We start from the raw sequence: 13,956 nt of genomic DNA on the forward strand, positions 1-13,956 counted from the left end.
GAAATCTGAAGGAAGAGGAATTAACCGCAGAGGGCGCGGAGAACGCAGAGGGAATAATTCTCAATTCTCCCGTTCTTTTGCTGTTGCTGCTGTCACGCTGTTTTTTATTCTTTATTGGGGTTGACTTTGTCCGAGGAAGGTCGATTTGCTAGGGCTAGCACTGGAGCGTCGGTGGGTTCTCGTCGATCGATACTGTGTTCGCCGTCGGTGGGCAGTGGGCAAGAAATCAGTTCTGTGACGATGCGATCGCCCAGAGCGTCTTCCCAATCTTGCAACTGTTCTCTGGCTTTGATCGGTGTATTGAGAGCCACGTCTACGCCCATTTGCTGAAGGTTGAGGCTGTGGGCAGTCGATCGACGGTTGACACACTCCACCAGCCAAACGCTCAATCCGACTGCTGCCATCAAAGGCAAGACAATCCGATAATCGCGGGTTAATTCAAACATCAATAGGATGGCTGTCAGCGGTGCTCTGGCACTGCCGGCGAGGACTGCGGCCATTCCCACCATTGCGTAGGCGGGAGGGCCGGCGACTCGATCGCTCATTGCCGGCAGCATTTCCAAAAAGAGGCCGTAAGCCGAACCCAGGGAAGCTCCCAAAAACATCGCCGGAGCGAAGATACCGCCCACTAAACCGCTGCCGAGGCTGATTGCTGTCATCGCCAGTTTTACAAACAGCAGCAGCAGCAGCAAAGGCAAGGAAAATTTAACATCTTGGAGCATTGCTTGGACTGTTTCGTAGCCGACACCCAAAATTTGAGGAAATTGCAGGGCGACTAAGCCGACGCAGGCCCCGCCGATGAGGGGCTGAAGCGGCCGGGGCATTCGTCCGAGCCAAGCAAATCCTCGGATTTTGCCTTGAAAACAGCGATCGGCCAATTGAATTGCTTCTGTGTAGGCTAAGGAGACTCCGCTCGCCAAAAGTCCCAATCCCATGTACAGAGGTAGTTCTAAGGGGCTGCGGACATCGTAAACCGGCAAAGCAAAGGCCGGCTGAGATCCCAAGCAGATTTGAGCGATCAGCGCTGAAACTACGGCGGAGAGCAAGACAACGCTGACTGACGAAGTGGCGAAGGTGCTGCCGAGTACGACTTCTAAAGCAAAGAAGACTCCAGCGATGGGAGAGTTAAACCCGGCGGATAAGCCTGCAGCAGCTCCGGCGCCCAGGAGCAAGCGCTGCCGTTCTGGGGAGAGCTGCAAGACTTGAGCCAGCAGCATTCCAAAATTAGCGCCGATTTCGACGCTAGGGGCTTCCGGGCCCAGGGAGGCGCCGGTGCCGAGGGAAACTGAGGCTGCCACCATTTTGGTGATGGGTTTGAGGGGGGAGAGTTCTTGCAGCCCGCGGGTGGCTGCAATTAAGGAAGACATATTCGGGCCAAAATCCCGAAACCGCCACCGCATCAGCCCGATGATGACTCCGCCGAGGGTGGGAATGCAGGCTAGCGTCCAAGAGCCTTTCGACGCGATCGCACCCATGAAGTCTTCCAGCATCAGGCTGTGGATGAAGTGGATGAGGTAGTGAAAAGTGACGACGCCTGCGCCCGTAACTCCCCCTATGACTAGGGACAGGATGAGCAAGAGGGTTTCTGGGCTGGGGTGCAGGCGGTTGAATAGCGGGCTTAGTCGGGAGGCTTGGGGAGTTGCTGCAGTTGGCCCGGGTGGCGGCAGATCCACAGGAGGGATGGCTCTCATTTAGCGGTTAATTCTTCGGTGAGAAGTTATATAATATTACAATTTATTTCTTATTTTCATTTTGAGTGATTTTAGGGGAATTGACAACTTAATTAAGGCGTATTTTAGGGTAAATTTTTTGGGCGGCCCGCTGGGGTGGAATGACTGATTCTGAGGAGCGGCGGATTTGGCGTGATTGTATGCTAAGTTACATTCAAACTTAGATATAATACTCTGGCGATAATGCTAATTAACTATATTTAGCGTGTTGGCGTTTAGGGCGATCGCATCAATGAACGGGTCATATCATATAACTCACTGCAAAACAACTTTCAAATTAAAGAATTGGCGATTTGAGGTTTTACCTTACAATCACAAATCTCAAATCTCCAATTTTAAATTCCTCGATCGCGCATAATCTCACATCGGTTGTTTAGTGGGTGGGATTCTTGGTCTGGGTTTGGCGATCGACATTAGCGGATCGCCGATGGTGGCGACTTTCCAGGGTGGGGATTCTAGCTGGCGTGCTGCGATTAAAAAGGGTGCGCCTCGCTTCAGGCGATCGACCATTAATTTAGGTGGAATAAAGGCAGATAAAAAAGGTTCGCTGACGCTGCCAATATATACGTAAGCACCATTTTCTAACCACCTTCCGGCAACCGTGTTGTTGTCATCTGGGGCGGCTGCTGACCAACTGTGGATCATGTGGATTGCTGCGGGAAATTGGAGTTTTGGTATGTCCTCAACTGAAGCGTCGCCGTTGCCGACTTGGAATGATTTAGGATAGCCTTTGGAATTCATTAATATTAAGTCAAATGTCCACGGTTTTGAGGCTAAACTCCGCCACTTTTCCAGGCTAGATTCGGGTTTCTGCACTACTTCGACATTCAAACCTATAGTTTTTAGTCCGCTAGCTGCTGCCTCCATTTCATATTTCCCCCAATTTCCTTCCTTGGGGTAACTGTCATAAAGCATGGCGGTTTCGGTATCGAGAAATATGGCACACATCGCTTGATAGATCGATCGTACCTCGGAGCCGTAAATCCAGCCGGCAGCCGCCCAGCGTTCGCCGTTGGGGTGCCGTCCCAAACCGTCGGTAACAGCTAGTTGTTCGTCGGGTTTTTCAGGAGATTGATATTTGACTGCTAGTTGGCGTACAATGGTTATTGTGTCGATCGGGTCTGCGAGTTGAGAGTAAAAATATCCGGTTGATTCGACAGCTTTTGTAACTGCTAGTTGCAGATTTTTCCACTGTGTGTTATTGAGGGTATCGTTGGGTTTGCCGAAGTTGTCTTCTAGAAATACTAAAGGTTCGCCGTGAGCGGCTGCTAAGGCAACTGCTGCTAAGCGTGCCGGGTCATTTTCTGATGTGATTACTACTCCTGGGGGTTCCCAGCCGAGTTGCTTCCATTGTGCTTTTAAGGTTGGAGTATCGGTGGCATTCCAGGCTGCTGCAGCGCTGTTGAGCATTAGTTGTTGGAGTTTTTGATTTTTTGGCAGTTGCTGTTTGATGCTGGGCAAACGCACTATTTCTTCGGGTTGAAAGCGCTGCACAAACATGGGCGTATATTTTTTGTCTTCGATGAGAATAGGCCAGTTTCCTTTGAGATTCCATTTTTGGATTGCTGCTAAGAATGTGCCTTCGTCTGGTACTAAAACTATGCGGTTGACTGTTGGTATGTTGTCGCGGAGTATGGCTGTTCGGAGGCCTGTTTGAATTGGCCAGGGTTCTTGTTTGGCTGAGGCGGGAAGTTGAAAGGGTTTTTTGAGAAAGCTGCACGCTGTTAATTGCTGTGATAAGCATAAAAATAGTGTTAAGGCTAGCAGTAGAATTTGTATTTTTTTGTTATATTTCATTTTTTAACCGCAGATAGAAGCAGATTAACGCAGATGCAGATGGGATGTGTTAATAGATTCCGGGAATTAGTTTTTTGACTCGCTGGCTGTATTCTGAATAGTCGGGATATTTTTTGGTTAACCAGCTTTCTTCTCGGTTGGCTTTGATCTCGAAAAATATTATTAATAGTGCGCTGGCTATTAAGTGGGATATACTCATTTGAAAAATTGTCCAGCCGAAAGCTGATAAAATTAAGCCGCTGTATAATGGGTGTCGCACAATTCCATAAATGCCTGTTTGGATTAATTCTCCATCTTCTCTGGGATAGGGTAAAGGTGTGAGGTTTTTACCCAAATCTATCAGCCCTTTGACAATTAAAATTAATCCGCCTAAACCGAGAATACTTGCTATAATCCAGGTCAGATAAATTAATTGAGTTGATGCGATTTTGAATTTCGGCGGTTGATAAACAGGCAAGAGTATAAATGCTGTAAGCAGGGCTCCTTGCAGCAAAACTAAATATTCGCCGCGGCTGTTGTTGCGCCAGCCTTCGCGCGTGAAACCCCAGTCAGTTAAAATTTTCATAATAGAAGGAAGAAGGGAGAAGAAAGTGAACTGTAGGTTGGGTAGACTGAAGTAAAACCCAACCTACGGTGAACAGTCAACAGTCAACAGTCAACAATTAACAAATTTATTCTCGCCAGGGACGAGTCATTAATTCTAGTTGGTTAACTTCATCTTCGCTCAAATTCCAGCCTAATGCGCCTGCATTTTCTTGGGCTTGTTTTGCGGTTTTGGCACCGGGAATGGGGATGACTCCGTTTTGGCATATCAACCAGTTTAGGGCTACTTGGGCGGGCGTGCGATCGCGCTTTCTGCCCATTTTCCGCAGGGTGGACATGACTAATTCAATTTTTTGAAGGCCGCTTTTACTGAAGCGGGAGTCCATTTTGCGGGCTCCTGTAGGTTGTTCTTGGGCTGTGTATTTGCCGGTAAGCAATCCTTGGGCTAAGGGGCTGTACGCTAAAATTGTGACTCCCAATTCGCGGGCTGCACTCACAATTCCTTGTTTTTCTACTTGCCGCGACAGCAAGGAGTAACGGACTTGATTTGTTGCTAGGGGAACGCCTCTTGCTGCTAGTATTTTGTGGGCTTGCCGCATCTGTTCTACTGAATAGTTGCTGACTCCTACTGCTTGAATTCTGCCTTGTTTTACTTCATCCGCTAAGGCGTTCATCAGGGTTTCTTGACTCAGTAAAAAAGTGAAGGGCCAGTGCACTTGGTAGAGGGCTATTTGTTCTACTTGCAAGCGTTTTAAGCTGGCACTCAAAGCGTCGGAAACTGATTTTCCTGTAATCCGCCAAGGTACGGGGCCGAATTTGGTGGCTATCTGCACGGGTTGGGTGGTTTTTTTGAGAAACTGCCCCAGTAATTCTTCTGACAAGCCGTTACCGTAGACTTCGGCTGTGTCGAAAAAGTTGAGTCCGCTGTCTAGGGATGTTTTGAATGCTGCTTCGACTTCGGCGGCGCCGTAGTTGCTGCCGTAGTTCCAAAATAGTTTGTCGCCCCAAGCCCAAGTTCCGACGCACAGGGGAATGACGGCTGGGCCATTTTGTCCTAGGGTAATGGTTGTCACGGTTGGTAAATCCACAATTCTTTATTGTCTATTATTTTTCTATAAATAGTCGCCATCGAGCTTCTAGCCGGGGGAGGAAACGCGGCTGGTGGCGAGTATGTCAGTTACTATAAATGCAAATGCTGTGTTTATTTGAATAGCTATGTCGATCGACCGTTTGCCAGATTCAAGATTAACAGATTCCGCGACTCCTGCCATCAAGAGAGTTACCCTCCTGACTATGTTCCGGTTGGGTTTGTTTCAGATGGGATTGGGCATGATGTCGATTTTGACGCTGGGGGTGCTCAATCGCGTGATGATTAAGGAGTTGGCGATTCCAGCTACTGTGGTGGCGGGTACGCTGGCGATGCACCAGTTTGTCGCCCCGGCTAGGGTATGGTTCGGGCAAATGTCTGATGCTAAGCCTTTGTTTGGCCATCACCGCACGGGTTATGTGTGGGTAGGAAGCGTTTTGTTTGTGATTTCCGCTTTTTTGGCGGTGCAGGTGATGTGGGGCCTGGGCAGCAGTTTGGAGACTGTGGGGTGGACGACTGCTACTTACGGTTGGGTGGGTTTGTTGGGTTTGATTTTTGCGCTTTACGGTATTGCTATTTGTTCGAGTTCGACTCCTTTTGCTGCTTTGTTGGTCGATGTTTCGGATGAGGAAGATCGATCGAAGTTGGTGGGGGTGGTGTGGTCGATGCTGATGGTTGGTATTATTATCGGGGCGATTGTTAGCAGCGGTTTGCTGAAGCAAATTGATGGGGACGTGTCGCGGGAAGTGTTGCAGGCTTCGATTAATGGTTTGTTTGTGAAAGTGCCGGCGGTTGTTTTATTTTTGGTGGGGATTGCGACTTTTGGGGTTGAGAAAAAGTATTCGCGGTACGGCGTGCGATCGTCGGCAGTGAATCGAGAAGATAAAATTACTCTGGGAAGTGCGCTGCGGATTTTGACTGCTAGCCGCCAAACCGGTTTGTTTTTTACTTTCCTGCTGATTATGACAATTTGCTTGTTTATGCAGGATGCCGTTTTGGAACCTTACGGCGGGGAAATTTTTAAGATGCCGATTTCGGAAACTACGCGGTTGAATGCTATTTACGGTACTGGTACGCTGATCGGTTTGGCTACTACTGGTTTTTTAATTGTGCCGCGAATTGGCAAGCAAAATACGATTAGGTTGGGCTGTTTGTCGGTGGCGGTTTGTTTTGGCTTGATTATTTTATCTGGATTCACTGGTAATCCAATTGTGTTTAAGTCGGCTTTAATGTTGTTTGGTTTAGCTTCGGGAATTACGACGACGGGGGCGCTGAGTTTGATGTTGGATTTGACTGCTGCGGAAACTGCTGGGACTTTTATTGGCGCTTGGGGTTTGTCGCAGGCGATGGCGCGGGGTATGGCAACCGTTAGCGGCGGTGCTATTTTGGATTTGGGCAGGAGTTTGTTTGGGGTGCCGATGTTGGCTTACGGGTTGGTGTTTGCTGTGCCGGCGGTGGGTATGATTCTGGCTGTTTGGCTTTTGGGTAGGGTGGATGTTGGGGAGTTTCAGGATAATGCTAAAAGTGCGATCGCTACTATTCTTGAAAATGAATTAGACTAAGGTTTTGTCAGTTAGTCGGTGGCTTGTGGCAGTTGTTAGTTCCAATAACGAATAACGAATAACGAATAACTAATGACTAATTTTTGGGATTCTATTTTAAGTTTTGCACGGGTTACTGTCGAGAGAGTCGGACAGCAGTTGCTGCAAGATTTCGGTTCCGCACAAGCGGATGAAAAGGATGACGGGAGTTTGGTGACGAAATCCGATAATTGGGCGGATGCAGAAATTAGAAGTGCGATCGCATCTGCTTTCCCCAGTCACGGCATTTTGAGTGAGGAAGGAGAACAAGTTTTCCCCGATACTGAATGGTGTTGGGTTGTCGATCCTTTGGATGGTACAACTAATTTTGCTAGGGGAATTCCGATTTGGGGTATTTCTTTGGGTTTGTTGTATCGCGGAACTCCGGTTTTTGGCTGCGTGCATTTGCCGCCAATTAATCAGTCTTTTCACGGTTTTTTTGCACCTGATTTGGCGGGCGGCCTGTTTGACAATATGCCTCAAGGTGCGTTTTTAAACGGGCAGCCAATTCGGCCGAGTGCTGATAAAATGAGCGGCAATCATTTTTTTAATTTGTGTTCGCGGAGTGTGGGAATGGGGCCTCATCTTCCGAGTAAAGTTCGGATGTTGGGTATGGCTAGTTACAATTTTTTAACTGTGGCTTCGGGTGCGGTGTTGGGAGGAGTGGAAGCGACGCCGAAAATTTGGGATATTGCCGGGAGTTGGGTAATTGTGAAGGCTGCTGGTGCGGTTTGGTTGCCGCTGGAACCCCAGGCAATTTTTCCGCTGGAAGTGGGTAAGAATTACGCTAGGGTTTCTTATCCGACTTTGGTGATGAACCGGCAGGAGTTGGTGTCGGTGTTTTTGCCGTTTGTGGAGGCTTGGAAGAAGAAAAAAAGGGGGTGATTTGTGCGAAGGGAAGCTATCCCGTAGGAAATCGAACAATTATTAAATAAAACTGCAGGGCAGGCGTGACGGAGGAGTCTCCCACGCCTGCCGTGCTGTTTGGAAGAAATATACCGACCGATGACCGATGGTTCAAGTATGCCTACTCTTGTCTATTTCTGCCAATCTGCGATCGGGTGGTTTTATTTTACGTCGATCGGGTGATGCGGTTTTGGTACAATTTGTGGTAATTTTTGAACTCGCTATTATATCTGAGAAATAAAATTATACCCGTTTTCAAGTAGAGGCACAAGGGTAAATTGATTTACTGCGGTGTTGGAAAAAGTAGATGAGTGGTATATGGGCTAGGTCGAAGAGTTAGCTTGTGGGAAGATACAAGAATAAACTTTGGAAGAAACTGGGAAAAGTCTGCGGTTGGCGATCCGGCTAATCTCGATAGTAGAATTTCAGGGATTCACCAGACGGATGATTTTCTAAGGGCAATTCTCAAGCGCGACTACTCGTTTTAGCAGGTGCTGAGTCGGGAGATCCGGTAAATGTCATGTTAATTTGCGGGTGAGAATAACAGTCAACCGACTCGGATCGTAGCAATTCTGCGGCGCGATCGCACTTGATGCAGCCAGCGAAATAACAGATGCTGGGATTGGGACACAACATTGCTGTGTCCCTACTGCCAAATGAATTTAGTGCTTCAGGCGATTAATTTCGACAGCACATTAGACAACTTAGCACCGAGATTTTCAACAGCGTCCTGCTGTTTGGGGTCTTTCATCGTACCGTCAGCATTAAATGCTTCAAAAGCTTGGGGAATTGCTTTCTGATCGGGGAGTACCAATACGTTAATATTCCCCAGGATCGATCGCAAATGCACTAATCCCCGCAAACCGCCCATTCCCCCTGGGGAAGCACTCATAATTACCGCTACTTTGCCAGTAAATGCCACCAATCCCGGTTCACCCGGTGCTGGGCGCGATACCCAATCGATCGCATTTTTCAACACAGGCGTAATTGAACTGTTATATTCAGGGGAAGCTATCAAAAACCCGTCATGCGCTACCATCAATTCCTTCAATTTTCGGGCATTTTCTGGCATTCCCTCTTTTGCTTCCAAATCTTCGTCAAATAGCGGCATCGGCAAATCGCGCAAATCTACATAAGTAACTTCTGCGCCCGCCGCCCTCGCCCCAGCCGCCGCAACTTTTACCAGCAGTTTGTTATAGGATGCTTCGCGGGTACTTCCGGCAAATGCGAGAATTTTTGGTCTGTTTGTCATTGATTTTTTCCTGATTATTGCTTGCGCGTATAATTGTACTATTTCTAGTGATTCCAAACAAAGTCAGCAATGGGTTTATCTGCCGATAAAGCAGGATTGTCACTGGAATTTAATAAAACCGATCGCACTTTGAGATTTCCGACTCCCAAACGCCTCTCGACGCGACTGGGAATGCCGTAACCGTACATAATGTGTCCTTTACCCGCCAACACGACAACTTGATAGTCGGGGTTTGCTTTGACAAATTCAGCTATTTTTTCCGCCATAGTTTCGTCCCACAAAACTTGGGCTTGCAAGAATCTTTCAAAAGCCGTACTATTTCCCTGTTCTGCCTTTTGGTGTTGCTGGTAAACTTCTAGCAGCAGTTGCCGATATTCGGCGTTGTCGGTGCGAATTTCGGATATTGGGGGAATATGCTTTTTTTCCTCTGCTGTGAGGCTTTCTAAACCTTGAGACGCAACTTTTCTCGTTACTTCGGATGGTGTATTTAAGGCGAGGACGGGTAGTTGATTTTCTTTGGCAAACCGCAAAATGGGGGCGTAAGATTCCCAGGGAAAACGCCATCTGCGATCGTACTCTGTTTGCTCGACTAATTGCTGTTCAGTCAGTTTACCTGCTAAGTAGTTGTCGATCGCGCTTTGAAAGGGACGCTGAAACATTTCCATCGCGATCGCAATTTTCCGATTTTGGCGCTGCATTTCTCGGATAATCGCCAGTTGAGCTTGATGGTCTTCCGCGCTATCGTGGGTTTCTCCCAGATACACGACTTTTGCCTTTACCAACTGTTGCAGAATCTCTTGGTTCGTGTAAGTTTGCGGAGGTTGAGGGTTTGCTGTCGTTTGCGCTGTCACTGCACTGCTGCACAGCAGGAAGATGCCGAGCGATAAGGCGCACAGTTTGATGAGTTTGGTTGTTTTCATACAAATATTATGCCGTTTCTCGCAGCAGCAAGCACAGCCGAACTCTACTATTTTAGCTGAGCAGCTAGAAAGCTCAATGCTTAATTTAAGTTCATAATTATCCACCCTTACGTCTAAAAATGTAAAGTTTAGTTGCAGGTACTTGCGCTTCTAGAAGAAGGTGCTAAATTAATAATATGAAGCGAACAAAAAGCTTCTCTGACAGATACAACCTCTAGATACCACAGCGAAGTTCACAATAGAATCTAAGGAGTAAAAACGCTGTTTAATCTCACATCTGTCTCATCAAAAACCAATAGCAGCACCCACCAACAAAGCTGACACTTCCTCAACTAATTAGAGGGGAGCAATGCAACTGAATCTGAGGATTATTGCAACTCCACATCGAAGTTGAAAAAAGAGGAAATCACTCGGTACATATGGCTGGGTGCTGTTGTTGTTAAAAGAGATTTTCGGTTTGTGATGTTTTTTTAAGTAGAGGCAGAGCTTCTAGATAGGCGTTACCGGGCAGAGCCGGGTAACGAGCCTCAAATGAGAAAAACTAGAAAATTACTGGAAAATAGTCTCGTCTTCCTTTCGCCACGCGGGATCGACGATACAAATAAATATTAGCGGCTCTGTGCCACAGTTGTAAATAAACTGCTTGGCGTTTGGCGGAATGTAAACTGCATCTCCGGCTTCCACGAATTGATTTTCGTCGTCGATGTGCATCTCTCCAACGCCGCTAAGGATGTAATAAACTTCAGAAGTTGTCAGGGAGTGCAGCGCAGAAGTTTGTCGCGGTGGCAAAACGGCGTGGGCTAAACTGTAACGCAAATCCACAGCTTGTTTGTCTGGATGCAATAATTCTCGCAGTTGAGTACCGTCGCCAGCAATAAACTCATCGCAGGCATTTAGCTTTTGAATTAGCATTCTTTCCCCTCTCCTGAAAATCTCTTTACCACAACTTAAGTTTAATTGAAAGAGCCAGAGATGTTAAGAAATATGTATAGCGGCGGCCGGATTTTTTAACCGTAAATTCCCGAATGCGCTCGATAATCAGGACAGTCGATCGCATCTTCAGATAAAGCTATAGTAGGCTGAACGGGACACTTGAGGTGGTAGTCGCCGGTGAAAAATACGCAGTTAGCACAAGGGATTTGGTGCATCCGCTGAGCTCGACGCAGGGAGTCGGTGACAGCACGCCCGACACTCAAAAAAAGCAAAAAAACTAAACCCCAGGCGGACACAAAACACAGCGGGACTAAAATAGGCTGTATTGCCTTCAGCAGAAAGTAAAGCATAGCAAGAAAATTTAGCGGTATAAGCCACACATACATTACAGTAGTGGAATTGCCGATCGATCGACCAAAAAGTTTAGAATCCTTTACAGCTCGATCGAGAAACCGGGCAATTATGGCATGATAAGGAACAGTCCTTAAATAAAATTAGAGGAAATCAGTTATGACTCTGCGATTAGGCGATACAGTTCCCAACTTTACCCAAGCTTCGTCTGAAGGCGAAATCAATTTCTACGACTGGGCTGGGGATAGCTGGGTCGTGTTGTTTTCTCACCCGAAAGACTATACTCCAGTTTGCACCACAGAACTCGGTGCAGTGGCCCGTCTAAAGTCTGAATTTGAAAAGCGGGGCGTTAAAACCATTGCCCTCAGCGTCGATGATGTGGATTCTCACATGGGCTGGATTAAAGATATTGAGGAAACTCAAAATGTCACCCTCAATTATCCGATTTTAGCAGATGGCGATCGTAAAGTCTCCGACATTTACGACATGATCCATCCCAACTCGCTGAACAACTTAACAATCCGCACAGTTTTTGTGATTGACCCGGAAAAGAAATTGCGTTTAAGCATTACTTATCCGGCGAGTACGGGTCGCAATTTTAATGAAATTTTGCGAGTAATTGATTCCTTGCAACTTACCGACAAATATAGCGTTGCGACTCCAGTTGATTGGAAAGATGGCGACGATTGCGTAATCGTACCTTCGATTACCGACCCGAAAGAGTTGGAAGAGAAATTTCCTAAAGGTTATACGCCGATTAAGCCTTATTTGCGGATGACTCCTCAGCCGAATAAATAGGTTTAATTTACCACCCTGTTTGTAGTAAGGACTTTAGTCCCATTCGTGTCAACTTAACGTCAAAAGTAGTATCAGTATACCGTCTACCGATTAACCCCTCGATCCCCCCTAGCCCCCCTTATTAAGGGGGGGACAGGAAGCACTCAAAGTCCCCCTTATTAAGGGGGATTTAGGGGGATATAGACTCAGGTAAGAGCGATATTTATCAAGGGTTTTAGGCTTAAGTTTACACCAATGCTTTAGTCCTTAACCCTGATTTTTGAGGACTAAAGTCCTAACTACAAAAAAAATTGTGCAATCTTGTGTAAACACTTTAGATTTGAGGAAAGGCAAAATGCTGTCATCAACAATTGTGTTGCGAATACCGCCCAAATTGCAAATGACAGACGACGAGTTTTTCGAGTTCTGTCAAATCAATAGTGAATTACGCATTGAACGCAACAAATCGGGAGAATTGCTAATTATGCCTCCTACTGGTTCGGAGACGGGAAATCGCAGCGGTAGCGTGTTTGGAGAGTTGTATATTTGGGCCGGGCAAGATGGAACTGGTATCTGTTTTGACTCCAGTACGGGATTTAAGCTTTCAATGGGTGACAAGTCTCCAGATGCCTCGTGGATTAAACTGGAACGGTGGAATGCTTTGTCACCAGAACAAAAGCAAAAGTTTGCCCCGATTTGCCCGGATTTTGTAGTAGAACTGAGGTCGGCTTCTGACAATCTCAAACCATTGCAAGAAAAAATGCAAGAATATATGAGAGAACCCGGAGTGCAGTTAGGCTGGTTAATTGACCGCAAAAATCGCCGAGTTTATATTTACCGTCCTGGTTTGCCAGAGGAATGTTTGGAGAATCCCGCGACAGTCAGCGGCGACCCCGTTTTGCCCGGATTCATACTCAATATGAGCAAGATTTGGTAAAAGTGGTAGCAATAAATATCAACTTATTGTAAAAATTAATCATAGGATACACACACGCCAAAAATATGGATATTAAAAATGGCTTTGTAGGCACAATCGGCAACACACCACTAATTCGCTTAAACAGCTTCAGCGATGAAACTGGCTGCGAAATTCTCGGCAAAGCAGAGTTTCTAAATCCCGGCGGTTCCGTTAAAGATAGGGCTGCTTTATACATCATCAAAGACGCAGAAGAAAAAGGCTTGCTGAAACCGGGCGGCACCGTTGTTGAAGGCACTGCCGGCAATACTGGCATCGGTTTAGCCCACATTTGCAACGCTAAAGGTTACAAATGTTTGATCGTGATTCCCGATAACCAATCTCAAGAAAAAATAGATGCTTTGAAAACCTTGGGCGCTGAAGTTCGGACTGTTCCGGCGGTTCCTTACAAAGACCCGAATAATTATGTCAAATTGTCGGGAAGAGTGGCTGCGGAAATGGAGAATGCAGTCTGGGCAAATCAGTTTGATAATTTAGCCAACCGCCGAGCTCATTACGAGACAACGGGCCCGGAAATTTGGGAACAAACCAACGGGAAAGTTGATGCTTGGGTAACAGCTACTGGTACCGGCGGCACTTTTGCTGGCGTAGGAATGTTTTTGAAAGAAAAAAATCCTGCTGTTAGAATTGTCTTGGCAGACCCGATGGGCAGCGGGCTTTACAGTTATTTCAAAACAGGGGAAATTAAGACTGAAGGCAGTTCGATTACTGAGGGAATTGGCACCACTCGCGTCACTGCAAATATGGAGAATGCCCCGGTAGACGACGCCATTCAAATTGACGATACTGAAGCTGTCCGGGTGATTTACCAACTGCTGAGGAAAGAAGGGCTGTTTATGGGCGGTTCTGTGGGGATTAATGTAGGGGCGGCAGTGGCTTTAGCGAAGCAAATGGGACCTGGACATACGATTGTTACGGTACTCTGCGACGGCGGGGCTCGGTATCAGTCGCGTTTGTTCGATCGACAATGGTTGGCTTCCAAAGGTTTGTCACCAGATTAACCCTAGGGTGCGTTGCGGCGCACCTTAAAATTTGGGCCTATCTCAAATCTGGGCAATCTGGGCATATATGCGCGCACCTATTCCCATGATAAAAAAATAGCAT

At 46.9% G+C, this 13,956-nt stretch carries 15 protein-coding genes; 6 read left to right on the top strand and 9 right to left on the bottom strand.

The genetic code is table 11. The annotated features are described in order from the left end of the window. Window positions 1-104: 104 nt before the first annotated feature. The 4 genes from QUA27_RS15200 to QUA27_RS15215 form a co-directional block, all read right to left on the bottom strand. On the bottom strand, window positions 105-1,691 hold the full coding sequence (locus QUA27_RS15200) for a chloride channel protein (RefSeq protein ID WP_333068861.1): 1,587 nt from the start codon (window positions 1,689-1,691) through the stop codon (window positions 105-107). A gap of 399 nt (window positions 1,692-2,090) precedes the next feature. Beyond that, on the bottom strand, window positions 2,091-3,527 hold the full coding sequence (locus QUA27_RS15205) for a hypothetical protein (RefSeq protein WP_333068862.1): 1,437 nt from the start codon (window positions 3,525-3,527) through the stop codon (window positions 2,091-2,093). Window positions 3,528-3,576: 49 nt separating this feature from the next. Next, a complete protein-coding gene (locus QUA27_RS15210) occupies window positions 3,577-4,092 on the bottom strand; it encodes a methyltransferase family protein (protein ID WP_333068863.1) in 516 nt (171 codons plus the stop codon). Window positions 4,093-4,198: 106 nt separating this feature from the next. After that, a complete protein-coding gene (locus tag QUA27_RS15215) occupies window positions 4,199-5,143 on the bottom strand; it encodes an aldo/keto reductase (RefSeq protein WP_333068936.1) in 945 nt (314 codons plus the stop codon). A 142-nt stretch (window positions 5,144-5,285) separates the two neighbouring features. Here QUA27_RS15215 and QUA27_RS15220 point away from each other — a divergent pair, with 142 nt between their 5' ends. The 3 genes from QUA27_RS15220 (at window position 5,286) to QUA27_RS15230 (ending at window position 7,852) form a co-directional block, all read left to right on the top strand. Next, window positions 5,286-6,719, top strand: coding sequence for a BCD family MFS transporter (locus tag QUA27_RS15220; RefSeq protein WP_333068864.1), 1,434 nt, complete (start codon window positions 5,286-5,288; stop codon window positions 6,717-6,719). Window positions 6,720-6,791: 72 nt separating this feature from the next. Next, a complete protein-coding gene (locus QUA27_RS15225; protein WP_333068865.1) occupies window positions 6,792-7,622 on the top strand; it encodes an inositol monophosphatase family protein in 831 nt (276 codons plus the stop codon). A 65-nt stretch (window positions 7,623-7,687) separates the two neighbouring features. Continuing rightward, window positions 7,688-7,852, top strand: a complete 165-nt coding sequence (locus tag QUA27_RS15230) for a hypothetical protein (RefSeq protein WP_190661231.1) — start codon at window positions 7,688-7,690, stop codon at window positions 7,850-7,852. A gap of 256 nt (window positions 7,853-8,108) precedes the next feature. On the opposite strand, the gene QUA27_RS15235 is transcribed toward QUA27_RS15230, so the two are convergent. From QUA27_RS15235 to QUA27_RS15255, 5 genes are all read right to left on the bottom strand, one after another. Then, window positions 8,109-8,279 (bottom strand): hypothetical protein, encoded by a 171-nt coding sequence (locus tag QUA27_RS15235; protein ID WP_333068866.1) that lies wholly within the window; start codon window positions 8,277-8,279, stop codon window positions 8,109-8,111. A gap of 34 nt (window positions 8,280-8,313) precedes the next feature. Then, on the bottom strand, window positions 8,314-8,895 hold the full coding sequence (locus QUA27_RS15240) for an NADPH-dependent FMN reductase (RefSeq protein ID WP_333068867.1): 582 nt from the start codon (window positions 8,893-8,895) through the stop codon (window positions 8,314-8,316). Window positions 8,896-8,939: 44 nt separating this feature from the next. Next, window positions 8,940-9,815 carry a ChaN family lipoprotein gene (locus QUA27_RS15245; RefSeq protein ID WP_333068868.1) on the bottom strand — a complete coding sequence of 292 codons (876 nt, stop codon included), beginning with the start codon at window positions 9,813-9,815 and terminating at the stop codon, window positions 8,940-8,942. Between the two features lie 549 nt (window positions 9,816-10,364). Beyond that, window positions 10,365-10,727 carry a cupin domain-containing protein gene (locus QUA27_RS15250; protein ID WP_333062924.1) on the bottom strand — a complete coding sequence of 121 codons (363 nt, stop codon included), beginning with the start codon at window positions 10,725-10,727 and terminating at the stop codon, window positions 10,365-10,367. Window positions 10,728-10,822: 95 nt separating this feature from the next. Continuing rightward, on the bottom strand, window positions 10,823-11,098 hold the full coding sequence (locus tag QUA27_RS15255; protein ID WP_333068937.1) for a hypothetical protein: 276 nt from the start codon (window positions 11,096-11,098) through the stop codon (window positions 10,823-10,825). A 160-nt stretch (window positions 11,099-11,258) separates the two neighbouring features. Here QUA27_RS15255 and QUA27_RS15260 point away from each other — a divergent pair, with 160 nt between their 5' ends. The 3 genes from QUA27_RS15260 to QUA27_RS15270 all read left to right on the top strand — a co-directional run bounded on the left by QUA27_RS15260 (window position 11,259) and on the right by QUA27_RS15270 (window position 13,853). Then, window positions 11,259-11,897 (top strand): peroxiredoxin, encoded by a 639-nt coding sequence (locus tag QUA27_RS15260; RefSeq protein WP_006632618.1) that lies wholly within the window; start codon window positions 11,259-11,261, stop codon window positions 11,895-11,897. 334 nt (window positions 11,898-12,231) lie between these two features. Beyond that, complete coding sequence (locus QUA27_RS15265; RefSeq protein WP_333068869.1) at window positions 12,232-12,813, top strand: Uma2 family endonuclease; 582 nt, start codon at window positions 12,232-12,234, stop codon at window positions 12,811-12,813. 65 nt (window positions 12,814-12,878) lie between these two features. Then, complete coding sequence (locus QUA27_RS15270; protein ID WP_333068871.1) at window positions 12,879-13,853, top strand: cysteine synthase A; 975 nt, start codon at window positions 12,879-12,881, stop codon at window positions 13,851-13,853. Window positions 13,854-13,956 lie beyond the last annotated feature (103 nt).

This window comes from Microcoleus harperi Pol14_C6, from assembly GCF_036701295.1.
Classification (GTDB): Bacteria; Cyanobacteriota; Cyanobacteriia; order Cyanobacteriales; family Microcoleaceae; genus Microcoleus.

Bases quoted from the DNA above. Each gene is read 5' to 3' on its own strand.
- QUA27_RS15220 (WP_333068864.1), top strand. From the start codon at position 5,286: ATGTCGATCGACCGTTTGCCAGATTCAAGATTAACAGATTCCGCGACT.
- QUA27_RS15270 (WP_333068871.1), top strand. From the start codon at position 12,879: ATGGATATTAAAAATGGCTTTGTAGGCACAATCGGCAACACACCACTA.
- QUA27_RS15225 (WP_333068865.1), top strand. From the start codon at position 6,792: ATGACTAATTTTTGGGATTCTATTTTAAGTTTTGCACGGGTTACTGTC.
- QUA27_RS15235 (WP_333068866.1), bottom strand. From the start codon at position 8,279: ATGTTGTGTCCCAATCCCAGCATCTGTTATTTCGCTGGCTGCATCAAG.
- QUA27_RS15265 (WP_333068869.1), top strand. From the start codon at position 12,232: ATGCTGTCATCAACAATTGTGTTGCGAATACCGCCCAAATTGCAAATG.
- QUA27_RS15260 (WP_006632618.1), top strand. From the start codon at position 11,259: ATGACTCTGCGATTAGGCGATACAGTTCCCAACTTTACCCAAGCTTCG.
- QUA27_RS15200 (WP_333068861.1), bottom strand. From the start codon at position 1,691: ATGAGAGCCATCCCTCCTGTGGATCTGCCGCCACCCGGGCCAACTGCA.
- QUA27_RS15255 (WP_333068937.1), bottom strand. From the start codon at position 11,098: ATGCTTTACTTTCTGCTGAAGGCAATACAGCCTATTTTAGTCCCGCTG.
- QUA27_RS15250 (WP_333062924.1), bottom strand. From the start codon at position 10,727: ATGCTAATTCAAAAGCTAAATGCCTGCGATGAGTTTATTGCTGGCGAC.
- QUA27_RS15240 (WP_333068867.1), bottom strand. From the start codon at position 8,895: ATGACAAACAGACCAAAAATTCTCGCATTTGCCGGAAGTACCCGCGAA.
- QUA27_RS15245 (WP_333068868.1), bottom strand. From the start codon at position 9,815: ATGAAAACAACCAAACTCATCAAACTGTGCGCCTTATCGCTCGGCATC.
- QUA27_RS15210 (WP_333068863.1), bottom strand. From the start codon at position 4,092: ATGAAAATTTTAACTGACTGGGGTTTCACGCGCGAAGGCTGGCGCAAC.
- QUA27_RS15205 (WP_333068862.1), bottom strand. From the start codon at position 3,527: ATGAAATATAACAAAAAAATACAAATTCTACTGCTAGCCTTAACACTA.